Source organism: Herbiconiux gentiana (assembly GCF_024978135.1).
Taxonomy (GTDB): Bacteria; Actinomycetota; Actinomycetes; order Actinomycetales; family Microbacteriaceae; genus Herbiconiux; species Herbiconiux gentiana.
The window spans coordinates 487,990-503,340 of sequence record NZ_JANTEZ010000004.1 but is presented as its reverse complement, the minus strand read 5'-3'; the positions used below and the strand labels follow the sequence as shown (position 1 = coordinate 503,340).

Here is a 15,351-nt window from a genome sequence, read left to right as displayed (position 1 = left end):
ACGAGCATCCTGAGGCCGGCTTCGGCGCCGTCATGGGCCCCACCCTCGCCGAGGTGGGGGAGGGCGAGACGCTGAAGCGCATCTTCCCGCGGCTGCCGCACGCCGACGCCGAGCTGCTCGGACCGGGCGACGACAGCGCGGTCGTGGCCGCCCCCGACGGGCGCTTCGCGGTGACCACCGATCTCATGGTGCACGGGCCCGACTTCCGCTCGGCGTGGTCGAGCGCGCACGACCTCGGCGTCAAGGCCGCCATGACGAACCTCGCCGACGTCGCCGCGATGGGCGCCCGGCCGACCGCCCTCGTGGTCGCCCTCGCCGCCCCGCTCGACACCCCCGTCGACGTGCTGCTCGGCATCGCCGACGGGCTGCGCGACGGCTGCGGGCTCGCGGCACCGGGCTGTGGCGTGGTGGGCGGAGACCTCTCGGCCTCGCCCGCGCTGATGATCGCCGTCACGGCCTTCGGCGACCTCGAGGGTCGCGCCCCCGTCACGCGCTCCGGCGCGCGGCCGGGCGATCAGCTCGCCGTCGCGGGAGACCTCGGGCGGGCCGGTGCCGGCCTGTGGCTGCTGTTCCGGGACGGCGTCGCGGCCGACGGCACGCCAGACGCGGCCCGGGCGGGCGAGGTGCGGGCCGCGCATCCGGAGCTCGTCGCGGCGCAGCTGGCGCCGGTCGTGCCGATCGCGCTCGGGGTGCCGGCGGCCCTGGGCGGGGCGACCGCCATGCTCGACGTCTCCGACGGGCTGGTGCTCGACGCCCGACGTCTCGCGGTGGCGAGCGGATGCTCGGTCGAGCTCGACCCCGCCGCCGTCGACCTCGAGGCGCGGGCGCTCGTCGCGCTCGACCCGGCGGTGGGCGACCGAGCGGCGTCCTTCGTGCTGGCGGGCGGCGAGGACCATGCCCTCCTGGCGACGTTCCCACCCGGCCCGCTGCCGGAGGGCTTCCGCCGCATCGGCGCCGTGCTCGATCGCAGCGCGGCCCCCGAGGTGCTCGTCGGCGCCACCCCCTACGCCGAGCTCGGCGGCTGGGACCCGTACGCGGGCTGGACGGGCGCGGCCGGCTGACGCCAGCGGGTCAGGCGGGGGTGGCCCACCAGAGGGCGGTCTCGCCGTAGGCGCGGGTGCGGTCGAGTGTCAGGCCCGCGGGCCACATGGGCTCGGCCGAGCGGGTGCTGCGCTCCACCAGCACCGTCGCGTCGGGGGCGAGCAGCGGCACGAGGGCCGCGAGGGTCTCGGTGAGCTCCGCGTCGCCGAGGTCGTACGGCGGGTCGAGGAACACCACGTCGTAGCCCGCACCCGCCACGGCGGCGGACGCCCTCAGCCGGGGGAGCACCGCCTGCGTGACGACCTCGACGCGGGGACGGGCATCCGTCGGCGCCGCAGCGACCACCCGGGCGGCGTTCTTCTTCGCGATGCCGGCGGCCCCGGCGTTCTTCTCGACCAGCAGAGCGGATGCGGCACCGCGGCTGATCGCCTCGAGCGCCAGCGCACCCGAACCGGCGTAGAGGTCGAGCACCGTCAGCCCGTCGAGGCCGCCCCGGGACTCGAGCGCCGAGAAGATCGCCTCGCGCACCCGGTCGCTCGTGGGTCGGGTGCCCGAGCGGGGCACGGCCAGGGTGAGCGAGCCGGCGAATCCGGCGATGATGCGAGTCACGCCCTGCACCCTATCGCGGCGGTGTCGGGCGTGCCGCCTAGACTTCTCGCATGAGCGGCGGCACCACGGGAACCGGCGCGCCCGGGGCCCCGGTCGCGCCGATCGCCGTGCCGCCGGGGGCCGATGCGCTCGACGCGAAGCTGTCGGGCGTGCTCGGCGGGCGCACGGCGAGTGCGTTCGAGAAGGCGTTCGGCATCCGAACCGTGGGCGACCTGCTCAGCCACTACCCGCGCCGCTACGCCAAGCGCGGCGAGCTCACCGCCATCGACAAGCTCCCGCTCGACGAGAACGTCACCATCGTCGCCGAGGTGCGCGACGTGCGCGAGCGGCCCATGCGGGCCCGGCGCGGCAGTCTGCTCGAGGTGTCGATCTCCGACGGCCAGGGCTTCATCTCGCTGACCTTCTTCAACCAGTCCTGGCGCGCGCGCGAGCTGCGGCCGGGGGTTCGCGGAATCTTCGCGGGCAAGGTGTCCGACTACCGGGGGGCGCTGCAGCTCGCGCATCCGAACTACGAGCTGTTCGGCGACGCCCGAGGGCTCGGGGCCGACGCGCTCGACGCCCTGGGGGAGGGGCTCGCCGACCCGAGCGCGCTCGACGACGCCGAGGCCAAGCGCTGGGCCGAGATGCCGATCCCGATCTACCCGGCCACCGCCTCGGTGGCCAGCTGGCAGATCGCCAACTCGGTGGCCATCGTGCTCGACGCCGTGAAAGGGCAGATCGCCGACCCGGTGCCCGACGCCGTGCGCGAGGAGCGGCGGCTGCTCACCGCCCAGCGCGCCTACGAGCTCATGCACCGGCCCCAGAAAGACGCCGACTACATGCGGGCGCGCGAGACCCTGCGCTTCCACGAGGCGTTCGTGCTGCAGACGGCGCTGGTCAGCCAGCGGCGGGCCGCGCACGCGCAGAAGACCGCCGCCCGCCGGCCGAAACCGGGCGGCTACCTCGAGCGCTTCGACGCGAGCCTGCCGTTCCGGCTGACGGCCGACCAGCAGCTCGTCGGTTCCGAGATCGCCCGCGACCTGGGCGGCGACATCCCGATGATGCGGCTGCTGCAGGGCGAGGTCGGCTCGGGCAAGACGCTCGTGGCCGTGCGGGCGATGCTCGCGGTGGCCGACTCGGGCGGCCAGTCGGCGATGCTCGCCCCCACCGAGGTGCTCGCGGCGCAGCACCTGCGCTCGATCGTGAAGGTGCTGGGCCCCGATCTCGCGGCCGAGCTCGTGCCCACGCTGCACACCGGGCAGCTCAGCACCGCAGAGCGCAAGAAGGCGCTGCTGCGCATGGTGTCGGGGCAGGCCAAGCTCGTCGTGGGCACGCATGCGCTGCTGAGCGACGTGGTGCAGTTCTACGACCTGGGGCTCGTGGTGGTCGACGAGCAGCACCGCTTCGGGGTCGAGCAGCGCGATCTGCTGCGGCAGAAGGGGGCGACACCCCCGCACGTGCTCGTGATGACGGCGACGCCGATCCCGCGCACGGTGGCGATGACGGTGTTCGGCGACCTCGACGTGTCGACCATCACCGAGCTGCCCGCGGGGCGCAAGGGCATCGAGAGCTTCAGCGTGCCGCTCGCCGAGAAGCCCGGCTGGGCGGGGCGCATCTGGGCCCGCGTCGCGGAGGAGCTGGCCCAGGGGCGGCAGGCGTTCGTGGTGTGCCCGGCGATCGACCCGGCCGATCCGGTGGAGCCGGCCGACGCGCCGGGCGGCGACGACGACGCCGCGAGCGCGAAACGGGCCGGCCAGCTCGACGGAGACTTCGGGGTCGACGAGCTGGCCGAGGCGCGGGCGCGCCGGGCGGCGCGGGCCGCGGCTGCCGCCGGTGCGGCGCCGACGGCGGCGACGCCGTCGTCGCCCGCCGGGGGTGCGGTGGTGTCGGCCCTGCCGGCGGGTTCGGCTCGGGCCTCGGCCTCGGCGCGAGCCTCTGCGGTGAAAGCACCCGCGGCGAAGGCCCCCGCGAAAGCCGCCACCGCCCCCGCGAAAGCCGCTACCGCCCCGGCCGGCACCGCCCCCGCCGCCCCGCGCCCCCCGAAGGCCACCGTCGTCGAGACCCTCGCCCACCTCCGCGCCCTGCCCGCGCTCGCCGGCTACCGCATCGAGTCGCTGCACGGCCGCATGCCGAGCGAGGAGAAGGACGCCATCATGCGCGCCTTCGCCGCTCGGGAGATCGACGTGCTGGTGGCGACCACCGTCATCGAGGTCGGTGTCGACGTGCCGAACGCGTCCACCATGGTCGTGCTCGACGCCGACCGCTTCGGCGTCAGCCAGCTGCACCAGCTCCGCGGTCGTGTCGGCCGAGGTGGCGTGCCCGGCCTGTGCCTGCTCGTCACCACCGCCGAGGCCGAGTCGCTCGCCCGCGAGCGCGTCGACGCGGTCGCGTCCACCCTCGACGGCTTCGAGCTCGCCGAGATCGACCTCGAGCTCCGGCGCGAGGGCGACGTGCTCGGCAGCATCCAGTCGGGGGGCCGCTCGTCGCTCCGGCTGCTGCGCGTGGTGAAAGACGCCGACGTGATCCAGGATGCGCGGGCGGTCGCCTTCGAGATCGTCGACGCCGATCCCGAGCTCGCCGCGCATCCGGCCATCAAGGGCGCGCTCGAGCGGCGGCTGCGGGAGAGCGAGCGGGAGTTCCTCGCGAAGAACTGACGAGCATCCGCCAGCCCATTGATAAATCGCGGGCGCAGGCGCATTGTGGTAGCCACTGGAGACGAGGTGGCCCATGCACATCACGAAGTCGATCCGACACACCGGCCGAGGCGCCCAGCTGCGCCCCGACATCATGCCCGTGCTCTCAGCCGGCAGACACCGTTCGCCCCGCTCGGGGGCCTGCTTCATGGAGTTCGCGTCGTTCCTCGCGGGCGAGAAGTGGAGCGACCATCCGGCCTGCACGCACGCGGGCCTCGCGCAGATGGCCCGCGCCGTCAACGACATGAGCTCGAACGAGGGGCGGGGGCGGCTGTCGTCGCTCATCCCGTCGGTGATCGGGCTCACGAGCGACGACCCGCGGCTCGAGCTGGTGCTCGCGGTCACCGCGGTCACCGCCGCCCTGCCCGACGCCCCGCTCGACCGGCAGCACTCGCTCGCCGTCGGCGGACTGGTCTGCCAGGACGCCCTGCGCCGTCTCGGCGGCGGGCCGATCGAGGTCGACGAGCCGTTCGCGACCGCCCTCGCCTCGGCGCCCGAGGCCGAGCGCTGGGCCCGCAGGTTCCTCGAGCGCAACCAGCGCTGGGGGCACGCCGAGATCACCGAGCGGCAGACCCACACCACCATCGCCATGGCCGTCGACGGGGTGCGCTCGGCGTGCGTGCCGCGGCCCGACGACCGGCTGTACGCGATGCTCGCCGACGCGATCGCACTGTGCGAGCGGTTCGTGGCGGCGACCGCCGAGGTGCCGACGGCCCCTCACACCGTGTCGGCCCCGTCCGCGCCCGTGTCGGGTGCCGCCGCCGACTCCCCTGCTGCCGAGACGCGCCGGGCCGTGCAGGTCTGACGGGCGAGCGGATGCGCGGCGGCGGCCTCGGGTTGCCGCCGCCGCGCATCCGTGGCCTGCAGGGGTCGTGGCCCCCGTGGTCTGGGGTGCGCCTGCCGGGCGGGCCGCGAAACGCCGCCGAAATGCGTGGTTGATAGCCTGGACGGCATGAGCAGTGTCGCGGTGGTCCCCGGTTCGTTCGACCCGATCACGCTGGGGCACCTCGACGTGATCGAGCGTGCCGCGTCGATCTTCGACGAGGTGCATGTCGTGGTCGTGCACAACCCCGACAAGCAGGCGCTGATCCCGATCGCGCACCGGGTGTCGCTGATCGAGAAGTCGCTCGAGGAGCGCGGGCTCGGCGGCGCGAACGTGACCGTGACCTCGTGGGCGATGGGGCTGCTCGTCGACTACTGCACCGACGTGGGGGCGACGGCGATCGTGAAGGGCATCCGTTCGCAGGTCGACGTGGCGTACGAGACGCCGATGGCGATCGTGAACCGCGATCTCGCGGGGGTCGAGACGATCTTCCTGCTGCCCGACCCGGCGCACGCGCACGTGTCGAGCTCGCTCGTGCGGCAGGTGTCGGCGCTCGGGGGAGACGTGGCGCCGTACGTGCCGGGTGTGGTGGCGCGGTTCCTCGAGCGCACCGCCGACTGATGGGGCCGCGTTCCAAGCGCCTCGACCGCGGGGTGCGGCCGTGACCGCCGTGCCGGGCGAGCCCGGCGTGCCGGTGGTGCCGGGCGTGCCCGCGGCGCCGAGCGTGACGGTGCCGCCGGCCGTGCCGCCGACCGTGCCCGTCGGCTACGCCGCCGAGCTCGAGCAGTTCCACCCCCGCGACGCGATCGACCACGCGGTGCACGCCGAGGCCCGCGGCTTCCAGGGCGTGATGGCGGCCGACCACTTCCAGCCCTACGTGCCCCGCCAGGGCCAGTCGTCGTTCGTCTGGAACGTGCTCGCCGCGCTCGGCGAACGCACCCGCGGCGACCTCGGCCCCGGCGTCACCGCGCCGAGCTACCGCTATCACCCCGCCGTGGTCGCCCAGGCGTCCGCGACCCTCGAAGCGATGTACCCGGGACGCCACTGGCTCGGCATCGGCGCCGGAGAGGCCCTCGACGAGCACATCGTGGGCGGCTACTGGCCCGAGGCCCCCGAGCGCATCAACCGCATGTTCGAGGCCATCGACGTCATCTCGAAGCTGTTCACCGCGTCGGCCGCGGGCCGCGACGTCAAGCACTCCGGCACCTTCTTCAAGCTCGAGTCGACCCGCCTCTGGACGATGCCCCCGACCCCTCCGCCCATCTACGTCGCGACCGCCGGCCCGGTCACGGCCAGACGCGCCGGCCGCACCGCCGACGGCCTGATCACGGTCGGCGCCCCGCTCGAGAAGATCGCCGGCCTGTTCGCCCGGTTCGACGAGGGCGCCAGAGAGGCCGGCAAAGACCCGTCGCGGATGCCGCGCATCCTGCAGCTGCACCTGTCGTGGGCCGCGACCGACGAGGAGGCCATGACGAACGCGCTCACTGAGTGGCCGAACGGGGGCATGCGCTTCCCGAAGGCCGACATCCGCTCGCCGTTCGAGTTCGAGCAGATCGCGAAGATGGTGCGCCCCGGCGATTTCGAGGGCCGGATGATCGTCTCGTCCGACCCGGACGCCCACCTCGCCCACCTGCAGCGCTACGCCGACCTCGGCTTCGACCGCATCTACCTGCACAACGTGGGCCGCAATCAGCGCGAGTGGATCGACGTCTTCGCCCGCGACGTGCTGCCGAAGCTGAGGCGGTGAGCGTGGAGACGAGGGAGCTGCGGGTGGTCGCGTTCGGCGGCCTGCCCGAGATCGAGGAGGGCGCCGACCTGGTCGCCCTGATCGGTGACGCGCTCGAGGGGGCGGGGCTGGTGCCTCTCGACGGGGACGTCCTCGTCGTGACGTCGAAGATCGTGTCGAAGGCCGAGGGGCGGCGCATCGCCGCGGCCGACCGCGAGGACGCGATCACCGCCGAGACCGTGCGTGTCGTGGCGAGCCGGGCGCATCCGGGCGGGGTGACGCGCATCGTCGAGAACCGGCAGGGCATCGTGCAGGCCGCGGCCGGGGTCGACGCGAGCAACACCCCGTCGGGCACCGTGCTGCTGCTGCCGGTCGACCCCGACGCCTCGGCACGCGGGCTCGCCGCCGGGCTGCGGGCGCGGTTCGGCGTCGAGCTCGGCGTCGTGCTCTCCGACACGCTCGGCCGCGCCTGGCGCGAGGGCCAGATCGACCAGGCGATCGGCGCGGCCGGTGTGCGCGTGCTCGACGACCTGCGCGGCTCGCGCGACAGCTTCGGGCACGAGCTCGCCGTCACGCAGGCCGCGCTGGCCGACGAGCTGGCGTCGGCCGGCGACCTGGTGAAGGGCAAGGCGAGCGGGATGCCCGTGGCCCTCGTGCGCGGAGCCGGGCACGCGGTCACAGCCTCCCTCGACACCCCCGCGCGGGCGCTGTCGCGCACGGGGCCGGGGGACATGTTCCGGCTCGGCACCGACGAGGCGCTCGCGGAGGGCCGCGCCGCCGGTCTCGCGGAGGGCCGCGCGGAGGGCCGCGCGGAGGGCCGCGCCGCCGGCCTCGCGGAGGGCCGCGCCGAGGCCGCCGCCACGATCGCCCGGCTCGAGGAGGAGCTCGCCGCCCTGCGTGCCCGCTTCAACTAAGGGGACTCTGTCCGTGGGGGCAGTATCCGACAGCAGAAAGGTCGGTCCGATCATGGGAGCCATGGACGAGCTCATCAGCCCGCACGTCGTCGTGCGTCTGCGCGACTCGCTCGAGGCGGTCGCCCCGGGCCTCGAGCTCACCGGCCTGCACGAGGCCGAGCGCACGGTCGCGGGGCGACGGCTGCGCGACCGCGTCGACCTCGTCCGCGAGGCGCTGCTCGGCGATGTCCCGCCCGGCTTCCCGGCCGCGGAGAGGACGGTGCAGGACGTCATCGCGACGCCGGGGTTCTCCGGCTGGATGGTCTGGCCGGTGACCGAGTTCGTGGCCGCGCGAGCCATCGACGACGGCTCGCCGTCGGCGTTCGACGCCGGGATGGACCTGCTGGCGGTGCTCACGTCGATGCTGAGCAGCGAGTTCGCGGTGCGCGACATGCTGAACGCGCATCCGGAACGCGCCGTCTACACGATGCGCGGCTGGACCGGCCACCCCGACGAACACGTGCGACGCCTCGCGAGCGAGGGATCACGGTCGTACCTCCCGTGGGCGAAGCGCGTCCCGTGGCTGATCGCGCATCCGGACGCCACCCGGGGGATCATCGACCGGCTCTACCGCGACCCCGAGGAGTACGTGCGCCGCTCGGTCGCGAACCACCTCAACGACCTCAGCCGGGTCGACCCGCGGCTGGTCACCGAGGTCGCGGGCGGCTGGCAGGGTGAACCCGACGAGAACACGCCGTGGGTCGTCCGGCACGGGCTCCGCACCCTGATCAAGAAGGCCGACCCGCAGGCGCTGGCCCTGCTCGGCTACGCCGGCGACGGCCTCCGCGTCGACCGGCCAGAGCTGTCGACCTCCACCGTCCCGCAGGGTGGCGAGCTCGGCTTCACGGCGATGGTGACGAACGACGGCGACACCGACGCGACCGTCGCGATCGACTACTCGATCGGGTTCGTGCGGGCGAACGGCGCGGTAAGCCCGAAGACGTTCAAGCTCACGTCGCGCCGCCTGGCCCCGGGGGAGAGCATTCGCGTCGCCAAGACGCACTCGTTCCGCCCCATCACCACGCGCACGTACTACCCGGGCCTGCATTTCCTCACGGTCCAGGCGAACGGCACGCTCTCGCCGCGGGCCGACTTCGAGCTGGAGGGCCGAGCTGGGTCGCGCTGAAGCACCGTCGGCGCGGGCTGGAGGTGCGTTTGCGCGACCCGGCGGCGCGAGACGGGCTACGCCGCGCGCACGTAGTCCGCGGTGCCCGCGGACGCGTCGCGCCGCAGCACCGCGCCCGGCGCGATCGTCGTGTCGTTGTCGATCAGCGTCGCATCCGCGATCGCGGCCTTCTCGCCGATGCGCGAGTGACTGCCGATCTTCGACGAGCGGCCGATCACGGCCGAAGGCCCGACGTGCACGTTCGCGCCGATGAATACCCCGGCTCCGAGGACCGCGTCGTGCTCGATCCAGCTGCCGGATCCGATCCAGGCCTTCGCGCCGACACGGGCGCCGGCCTCGACGTAGCTCGTCGGGTCGACATAGGCCGACGGGTCGACCTCCGATCCGACCGCGACGTATCCCTTTCCATTGGGGTGGCGGCGATACCGCGTCACGACTCCGCGCTCGCCCTCGATCTCTAGAAACGTTCTGCTCACGTTGTATACAACCTGCGACCCCCCGACATCATTCCCGGAACAGTACCGATCGTTCTGTCTTCGCCGAGTGCGGGATAATCGGAGCAATGAGCACCCAGTGGACAGTCGTCGTGCCCGTCAAGGGGACCGCCGACGGCAAGAGCCGCCTGATGCCCGAGCGCTCCGCCGAGGAGCGGCTGCGGCTCGCCGAGGCCTTCACCCTCGACGCGGTGGCGGCCCTCCGCGAGGCCCGCAGCGTCGGCCGCGTGATCGTGGTGACGGATGCCGGATCGCCGGTCGCCGCCCGCCTCCGGGAGGCGGAGCCCGGCATCGAGGTGCTCGCCGACCCGGGTCGCGGGCTGAACGCCGCGGTGGCGCTGGGGATCGCGGCCGCCGGCGACGGCCCGACCGCGGCGATGCTCGGCGACCTGCCGACCCTCCGGCCGGGCGACGTCGACGAGGCGCTCGACGCCGCGGCCGAGCATCCACTCGCCTTCGTGCCCGACGCCGAGGGCTCGGGCACGACCCTGATCACCGCGACCGGCGCTGTGCTCGTGCCGCGCTTCGGGGCGGAATCGGCCGAGCGGCACGAGACGGCGGGCCACACCCGGCTGACCCTGGGGAACGGGTCGACGATGCGCCACGACGTCGACACCGAGGCCGAGCTGCAGCGGGCCCGGCACCGCGGCGTCGGGCCGGCGACCGCCCGCGTGCTGGAGAGCCTCAGTCCTCCAGCAGCGAGTGCGCCGTCGTCTCGTCGATGATCAGGTCGGTCATCACCCCGGCGGCCAGCGCCCCGCGCAGGGCCGGCAGCTTCGAACGGCCCGACACCACGCAGACCCGGCGCGACACCTTGCGCAGCCACTCCAGCGACGGCCCCGAGGAGCGGGCGTTCATCGGGATGTCCTCGCTCGAGCCGTCGGCGCGGTAGAACACCGTCGCCACGTCGCCGACCACCTGCGAGCGGCCGAGCTGCTGGAAGTCGTCGTCGTCGAGATAGCCGCCGACGTACACGTGGGAGGGCACGTCGGCGTAGGCCGAGCCGAGGCCGAACAGCGCGATGTCCATGTGCTTCTGGATCTCGAGCACGCGGCGGATGCTCCGCTCGCGCCAGAGCACCTCCTTGGTGCGCGGGTCGTCGAAGAAGGCCGGCACCGGGAACTGCTGCACGTAGGCCCCGAACGCCGTGCCGAAGCGGCTCATGATCTCGCTGGCGTAGCCGATGCCCGTCGTGCGCGCGTTCGAGGCGCCGTTCAGCTGCACGATCTGCGAGTTGTGGGTGACCTTCTCCTGCAGGTGCCGGGAGACGGCCGACAGGGTCGAGCCCCAGGCGATGCCCATGGTCATGTTCGAGTCGAAGAAGGGCCCGAGAATCCGTGCAGCGCTCATGGCGACGCGTTCCAGCCGGTCGACCTCGGCGGTCGAATCGGGCACGGGTACGACGTGGGCGGTGACCCCGTGCTTCACGCGGATGCGCTCCTGCAGGCTCGACAGCCGATCCAGCGGCGACTTCACCTGGATCTCGACGAGCCCCGTGTCGCGCGCGTAGCCGAGCAGCCGGGAGACGGATGATCGTGAGGTGTGCAGCTCGGTCGCGATGGCCTCCATCGTCAGATCCTGGAGGTAGTAGAGGTGGGCGGCGCGGAGCGCGTCGCGCTCCTTCTCGGCGCCAGCGGTGTCGGCCATGCGTCCTCGCATCCTTTCGTCTGCACATATGTGCAACGAGCTTGATCATATGTGAAAACGGTCGTAGAACTGGACAGTCAACCCAGCACGAAGGCGAGTGAACAGTGACCAGCACCAACGATGTCCGCAGCAGCGTCGAAGCCATCCGCAGCAACCCGAAGACCCAGGTGCTGATCGTCGGTGGAGGCATCAACGGCATCGGCACGTTCCGTGACCTCGCGCTCCAGGGTGTCGACGTCGTGCTCGTCGAGCGGGGCGACTACGCCTCCGGCGCCTCGGCCGCGTCGAGCCACATGATCCACGGTGGCGTGCGCTACCTCGAGAACGGCGAGTTCCGGCTCGTGCGCGAGAGCGTGCAGGAGCGCAACCGCCTCCTCCGCCTGGCGCCCCACTACGTCAAGCCGCTGCCCACGACCATCCCGATCTTCTCGACCTTCTCGGGCATCCTGAGCGCGCCGCTGCGCTTCCTCACCCACAAGCAGGGCAAGGCCAAGGAGCGCGGCGCGCTGCTGATCAAGGTCGGCCTGCTCGGCTACGACTCGTTCTCGCGCGACGGCGGCAACGTGCCCCGCCACAAGTTCGTCGGCCGCAAGAAGTCGCTCGCCAAGCTGCCCAAGCTCCGCGGCGACGTGAAGTACACCGCCACCTACTACGACGCCGCGGTCGAGAACCCCGAGCGGCTCGCGCTCGACCTGGTGCAGGATGCCCTGGCCACCGGTTCCCACGCCCGCACCGCCAACTACCTGGAGGCCGTCGGCTCGAACGGCGACGCAGTGGTGCTGCGCGACCTCGTCAGCGGGGAGACCTTCGAGGTCGCGGCCGACGTGGTCGTCAACACCTCGGGCCCCTGGACCGACCTGACCAACGCCGCCCTCGGCGAGGCCACCCAGTGGATGGGCGGCACCAAGGGCTCGCACATCGTGCTCGACAACAAGGAGCTCTACGACGCCTGCGCCGGCGGCGAGGTCTTCTTCGAGAACAACGACGGCCGCATCGTGCTGATCTACCCGCTGAACGGTCGCGTGCTCGTCGGCACCACCGACCTCGAGGCCGACATCACCGAGCCGAGCGTCTGCACCGAGGAGGAGGTCGACTACTTCTTCAAGCTGGTCAAGCACGTCTTCCCGACCATCACGGTCGACCGGCCGCAGATCGTCTACCGCTACTCGGGCATCCGCCCGCTGCCCGGCCACGGCGACACCGCCCCCGGCTTCGTCTCGCGCGACTACCGCATCGAGCAGACCGCGTTCGGGTCGAGCACCACGACCAAGCAGCTGAGCCTCGTCGGCGGCAAGTGGACCACCTTCCGCGCCCTCGCCGAGCACCTGACGAACGACACGCTGGCCCTGCTCGGCCGCACCCGCACGGTCAGCACCACCGACCTCGCGATCGGCGGCGGCGCGGGCTTCCCGACCACCCCGGCGGCCACCGCATCCTGGATCAAGGCGCACGGCGCCGACCTCGGCCAGGAGCGCACCCGCGCCCTGCTCGCCCGCTACGGCAGCAACGCCGCGAAGGTCATCGACCACATCGCCGCGCTGAACGCGAGCGAGGCGACGGATGCGCCGCTAGCGACCCTGCCCGGCTACAGCACCGGCGAGATCGACTTCCTGATGGGCGAGCACACCGTGCACCTGAGCGACCTGGTGCTGCGCCGCAGCATCATCGCCTTCGTGGGCGGGCTGACCCAGGAGGTGTTCGATGAGCTGAGCACCCTGGCTCAGCGCTCGAAGGGCTGGTCGGACGAGACCCTCGCCGACGAGCGCCGCCTGGCGGTAGACAACCTCCGCTTCTTCCACGGCATCGTGCTGGAAGCGGCGAACACGGCGGCAGCAGCCGCCAACTGAGTCGGACGGCGTGAGAGCCGTCCGAGAGAAGAAAGGTCAACGTGGACAATCTCGGTATCGACTTCGTGTCGGAGCTGGTGGGCACCGCCCTCCTGGTGCTCCTCGGCTGCGGTGTGGTCGCCAACGTGGCGCTCGTGCGCACCAAGGGCTTCAACGGCGGCACGCTCATGGTCAACATCGGCTGGGGCCTCGCGGTCTTCGCCGGTGTGATCGTGTCGTACGCCTCCGGAGCGCACCTCAACCCGGCGGTCACCCTGGGACTTCTCGCCAACGGCGCGAAGACCTTCGGCTCGGCGGCCACTCCGGTCGACGTCAACGCCCTCTCCGTCATCGCGTACATCGGTGCGCAGCTGATCGGTGCGATCATCGGTGCGGTGTTCGTGTGGCTGGCGTACAAGCAGCACTTCGACGAGGAGCCCGAGGCGGCGAACAAGCTCGGCGTGTTCTCGACCGGCCCGGCGATCCGCTCGTACGGCTGGAACCTGGTGACCGAGATCGTCGGCACCTTCGTGCTGGTGTTCGTCGTGATCGGCTTCGGCGGCGGTCGTCAGGGCGAGGGCGGCCTGGCCGCGCTCGGTGCCCTTCCGGTGGCGCTGCTCGTGATCGGCATCGGCGCCTCGCTCGGTGGCCCGACCGGCTACGCGATCAACCCGGCTCGTGACCTCGGCCCGCGCATCGCTCACGCGATCCTCCCGATCAAGGGCAAGGGCACCTCCGACTGGTCCTACTCCTGGGTGCCGGTCGTCGGCCCGATCATCGGCGGCGTGCTCGCCGGACTCCTCGCCATCCCGCTGCTCCCGATCCTCACCTGAGCGCATCGGCGCATCCGCTTCACCATTCAGTACCGACAAAGGAGTTAGACATGTCTGAACAGAAGTACGTCCTGGCCATCGACCAGGGCACGACCAGCTCGCGCGCGATCATCTTCGACCACAAGGGCACCATCGTGTCGACCGGTCAGAAGGAGCACGAGCAGATCTTCCCCAAGGCCGGCTGGGTCGAGCACGACCCGATGGAGATCTGGGCGAACGTGCGCGAGGTCATCGGTCAGGCGCTCTCGAAGGCCGACCTGACGCGCCACGACATCGCCGCCGTGGGCATCACCAACCAGCGCGAGACCGCCGTGGTGTGGGACAAGAACACCGGCAAGCCCGTCTACAACGCCATCGTCTGGCAGGACACCCGCACCCAGCCGATCGTCGATCGCCTGGCGGGAGACGAGGGCACCGAGCGCTTCAAGTCGATCGTGGGCCTGCCGCTCGCGACCTACTTCTCGGGCACGAAGATCGTCTGGATCCTCGAGAACGTCGAGGGCGCCCGCGAGAAGGCCGAGGCCGGCGAGCTGATGTTCGGCACCACCGACACCTGGGTGCTCTGGAACCTCACCGGCGGCACCGAGGGCGGCGTGCACTCCACCGACGTCACGAACGCCTCGCGCACCCTCTTCATGGACCTCGAGACGCTCCAGTGGCGCGACGACATCCTCGAGGCGTTCGGCGTGCCGAAGTCGATGCTGCCCGAGATCAAGTCGTCCTCCGAGGTCTACGGCACCGTCGAGTCGTCGAACCTGCTGCGCGAGGTCCCCGTCGCGGGCATCCTGGGCGACCAGCAGGCCGCGACCTTCGGCCAGGCGGCGTTCGACGCCGGTGAGTCGAAGAACACCTACGGCACCGGAAACTTCCTGATCTTCAACACCGACACCGAGATCGTGCACTCCAAGAACGGGCTGCTCACCACCCTCGGCTACAAGCTGGGCGACCAGCCGGCGCACTACGCGCTCGAGGGGTCGATCGCGGTGACCGGGTCGCTGATCCAGTGGCTTCGCGACAACCTCGGCCTGATCTCGTCGGCCCCCGAGGTCGAGGAGCTCGCCAATACGGTCGAGGACAACGGCGGCGCGTACTTCGTGCCCGCGTTCTCGGGCCTGTTCGCGCCGTACTGGCGGTCGGATGCGCGTGGTGCCCTCGTGGGCCTCACCCGCTACGTCAACAAGGGTCACATCGCCCGCGCGGCGCTGGAGGCCACGGCCTTCCAGACCCGCGAGGTGCTCGACGCGGTCAACGCCGACTCCGGTGTCGACCTCACCGAGCTGAAGGTCGACGGCGGCATGATCGCGAACAACACGCTCATGCAGTTCCAGGCCGACATCCTCGGCGTGCCGGTCATCCGCCCGGTGGTCGCCGAGACCACCGCGCTCGGTGCCGCGTACGCCGCCGGCCTCGCGGTCGGCTTCTGGGCGAACCTCGACGAGCTGCGCGCCAACTGGCAGGAGGACTCCCGCTGGGAGCCCAAGATGGACGACGCCGAGCGCGAGCGCCAGCTGCGCAACTGGAAGAAGGCCGTCACGAAGACCCTCGACTGGGTCGACGGCGACACCGAGGCGTAAGCCTCCGTACCAGACGCCGAGGCGTAG

Annotated in this window: 14 protein-coding genes; 11 read left to right on the top strand and 3 right to left on the bottom strand. The window is 72.1% G+C overall.

The window, feature by feature from the left end:
- Positions 1–32: 32 nt before the first annotated feature.
- On the top strand, positions 33–1,061 hold the full coding sequence (locus tag NVV95_RS12755) for a thiamine-phosphate kinase (RefSeq protein ID WP_259486959.1): 1,029 nt from the start codon (positions 33–35) through the stop codon (positions 1,059–1,061).
- Between the two features lie 10 nt (positions 1,062–1,071).
- Here NVV95_RS12755 and rsmD read toward each other — a convergent pair whose 3' ends face one another.
- The gene (gene rsmD / locus NVV95_RS12750) at positions 1,072–1,650 is read right to left on the bottom strand and encodes a 16S rRNA (guanine(966)-N(2))-methyltransferase RsmD (RefSeq protein WP_259486907.1); all 579 of its coding nucleotides are present in this window, start codon (positions 1,648–1,650) and stop codon (positions 1,072–1,074) included.
- Between the two features lie 50 nt (positions 1,651–1,700).
- On the opposite strand from rsmD, the gene NVV95_RS12745 reads away from it, so the two are divergent.
- From NVV95_RS12745 to NVV95_RS12720, 6 genes are all read left to right on the top strand, one after another.
- Positions 1,701–4,283 carry an ATP-dependent DNA helicase RecG gene (locus NVV95_RS12745; protein ID WP_259486906.1) on the top strand — a complete coding sequence of 861 codons (2,583 nt, stop codon included), beginning with the start codon at positions 1,701–1,703 and terminating at the stop codon, positions 4,281–4,283.
- 73 nt (positions 4,284–4,356) lie between these two features.
- Complete coding sequence (locus NVV95_RS12740) at positions 4,357–5,127, top strand: hypothetical protein (RefSeq protein ID WP_259486905.1); 771 nt, start codon at positions 4,357–4,359, stop codon at positions 5,125–5,127.
- A gap of 147 nt (positions 5,128–5,274) precedes the next feature.
- On the top strand, positions 5,275–5,766 hold the full coding sequence (coaD, locus tag NVV95_RS12735) for a pantetheine-phosphate adenylyltransferase (RefSeq protein ID WP_259486904.1): 492 nt from the start codon (positions 5,275–5,277) through the stop codon (positions 5,764–5,766).
- A gap of 121 nt (positions 5,767–5,887) precedes the next feature.
- The gene (locus NVV95_RS12730) at positions 5,888–6,892 is read left to right on the top strand and encodes a TIGR03557 family F420-dependent LLM class oxidoreductase (protein ID WP_259486958.1); all 1,005 of its coding nucleotides are present in this window, start codon (positions 5,888–5,890) and stop codon (positions 6,890–6,892) included.
- On the top strand, positions 6,889–7,785 hold the full coding sequence (gene cofE / locus NVV95_RS12725; protein WP_375163823.1) for a coenzyme F420-0:L-glutamate ligase: 897 nt from the start codon (positions 6,889–6,891) through the stop codon (positions 7,783–7,785). Before NVV95_RS12730 ends, cofE begins: the two co-directional genes overlap by 4 nt.
- Positions 7,786–7,846: 61 nt before the next feature.
- Positions 7,847–8,950, top strand: a complete 1,104-nt coding sequence (locus NVV95_RS12720; RefSeq protein WP_259486903.1) for a DNA alkylation repair protein — start codon at positions 7,847–7,849, stop codon at positions 8,948–8,950.
- A 56-nt stretch (positions 8,951–9,006) separates the two neighbouring features.
- On the opposite strand, the gene NVV95_RS12715 is transcribed toward NVV95_RS12720, so the two are convergent.
- Complete coding sequence (locus tag NVV95_RS12715) at positions 9,007–9,426, bottom strand: transferase (RefSeq protein WP_259486902.1); 420 nt, start codon at positions 9,424–9,426, stop codon at positions 9,007–9,009.
- Between the two features lie 86 nt (positions 9,427–9,512).
- Here NVV95_RS12715 and cofC point away from each other — a divergent pair, with 86 nt between their 5' ends.
- Positions 9,513–10,169, top strand: coding sequence for a 2-phospho-L-lactate guanylyltransferase (gene cofC, locus NVV95_RS12710; RefSeq protein ID WP_259486901.1), 657 nt, complete (start codon positions 9,513–9,515; stop codon positions 10,167–10,169).
- On the opposite strand, the gene NVV95_RS12705 is transcribed toward cofC, so the two are convergent.
- On the bottom strand, positions 10,129–11,091 hold the full coding sequence (locus NVV95_RS12705; RefSeq protein WP_259486900.1) for a sugar-binding transcriptional regulator: 963 nt from the start codon (positions 11,089–11,091) through the stop codon (positions 10,129–10,131). The two genes, cofC and NVV95_RS12705, sit on opposite strands and share 41 nt — an antisense overlap.
- A gap of 104 nt (positions 11,092–11,195) precedes the next feature.
- On the opposite strand from NVV95_RS12705, the gene NVV95_RS12700 reads away from it, so the two are divergent.
- Genes NVV95_RS12700 through glpK form a run of 3 tightly spaced genes read left to right on the top strand, consistent with a single transcriptional unit; the run spans position 11,196 to position 15,324 of the window.
- Entirely contained in the window at positions 11,196–12,938 is a 1,743-nt protein-coding gene (locus NVV95_RS12700; protein ID WP_259486899.1) for a glycerol-3-phosphate dehydrogenase/oxidase, read from the top strand.
- A 41-nt stretch (positions 12,939–12,979) separates the two neighbouring features.
- Positions 12,980–13,750, top strand: coding sequence for an MIP/aquaporin family protein (locus NVV95_RS12695; RefSeq protein WP_259486898.1), 771 nt, complete (start codon positions 12,980–12,982; stop codon positions 13,748–13,750).
- Between the two features lie 50 nt (positions 13,751–13,800).
- The gene (gene glpK / locus NVV95_RS12690) at positions 13,801–15,324 is read left to right on the top strand and encodes a glycerol kinase GlpK (protein ID WP_259486897.1); all 1,524 of its coding nucleotides are present in this window, start codon (positions 13,801–13,803) and stop codon (positions 15,322–15,324) included.
- The last annotated feature ends 27 nt before the right edge of the window (positions 15,325–15,351 follow it).